Genomic DNA, 640 nt, shown 5'->3' with positions numbered 1-640 from the left:
GCAATGATGGTTGGCCCAATGGGTGGCTGGGCAATCAAAAAATTCGATAACTACATCGACGGTAAAGTAAAAAGCGGCTTCGAGATGTTGGTGAACAACTTCTCTGCTGGCATCATCGGTATGCTGTGCGCCATTCTGGCTTTCTTCCTTATCGGACCATTTGTCAAAGTGCTTTCAGGCGCATTGGCAGCTGGCGTAAACTTCCTTGTTTCAGCGCACCTTCTGCCACTGACTTCTATTTTTGTTGAGCCAGCGAAGATCCTGTTCCTAAATAACGCGATCAACCACGGCATCTTCTCTCCACTGGGTATTCAGCAAGCGTCAGAGACTGGTCAATCGATCTTCTTCTTGATCGAAGCGAACCCTGGTCCGGGCTTGGGTATCCTGCTGGCTTACATGGTGTTTGGCAAAGGTACGGCTCGCCAAACGGCTGGCGGTGCATCCATCATCCATTTCTTCGGTGGCATTCACGAGATTTACTTCCCGTATATTCTAATGAACCCACGTCTGATCCTTGCGGCTATTGCAGGTGGTATGACTGGCGTGTTCGTTCTAACCATGTTTAACGCGGGCATCGTTTCTCCAGCATCACCAGGTTCAATCTTTGCAATCTTGTTGATGACTCAGAAAGGCTCAATCG

Annotated in this window: 1 protein-coding gene; it reads left to right on the top strand. The window is 49.1% G+C overall.

What is annotated here, in order from left to right; genetic code table 11:
* A partial coding sequence (locus tag R8N49_RS28060; protein ID WP_318190563.1) for a PTS transporter subunit EIIC occupies positions 1 to 640 on the top strand: 640 nt, incomplete at both ends.

Source organism: Vibrio sp. 1978 (assembly GCF_033344345.1).
This window is presented reverse-complemented; position numbering and strand designations above follow the sequence as displayed.